Origin of the sequence: Oceanivirga salmonicida, from assembly GCF_001517915.1 — a bacterium.
In the GTDB taxonomy this organism is placed as follows: Bacteria; Fusobacteriota; Fusobacteriia; order Fusobacteriales; family Leptotrichiaceae; genus Oceanivirga; species Oceanivirga salmonicida.
In genome coordinates, this window is the sequence record NZ_LOQI01000146.1 from 1 (window position 1) to 778 (window position 778).

Below are 778 nucleotides of genomic sequence, written 5' to 3' on the forward strand. Positions count from 1 at the left end.
GATATCCCGCCGGCCTGGGATATGGCGTTACTGAAAGCGCCGGCCACGGCGATAAAAGATCCAGCGACGTTCCGCACCGGCTGGGGCGTGCTGCTGCTGTTGCTGGCTGGCTTTTTCGTCCTTGAACCGCTGGGGATCCCGGTCAGCGCCATCGCGGCGCTCGGCGCCGGGATCCTGTTTGCTGTCGCGAAGCGCGGGCGGGTAATTAACACCGGCAAGGTGCTGCGCGGCGCCCCGTGGCAGATAGTGATCTTCTCGCTGGGAATGTATCTGGTGGTGTATGGTCTGCGAAACGCCGGGTTAACGGACTATCTGACCACGGTGCTGAACATGCTGGCGGAGCGCGGCCTCTGGGCCGCGACGCTGGGCACTGGTGTTCTGTCGGCCTTCCTCTCTTCGATCATGAATAATATGCCCAGCGTACTGGTCGGCGCCCTGTCGATTGAAGGCAGCACGGCATCAGCGGCTATCAAAGAGGCTATGATATATGCCAACGTCATCGGCTGCGATCTGGGGCCGAAAATTACGCCAATTGGTAGCCTGGCCACGCTGCTGTGGCTGCATGTGCTGGCGCAAAAGCACATCACCATCGGTTGGGGTTATTATTTTCGCTGCGGCATTATCATGACCCTGCCGGTACTGCTCGTGACGCTGGCCGCGCTGGCGCTGCGTCTCTCCTTCAACCAGCCATGAGAACGTACTATGAGCATCACCATTTACCATAACCCTGACTGCGGCACCTCGCGTAATACGCTGGCGCTGATCCGTAACAGCGGCG

General features: G+C 60.0%; 1 protein-coding gene. It reads left to right on the top strand.

Annotated features, from left to right (window positions below; all coding sequences use genetic code 11):
* Positions 1-693: ArsB/NhaD family transporter (locus AWT72_RS10245; protein WP_082680605.1), on the top strand; the 693-nt coding region annotated here is incomplete at its 5' end.
* Positions 694-778: the final 85 nt, after the last annotated feature.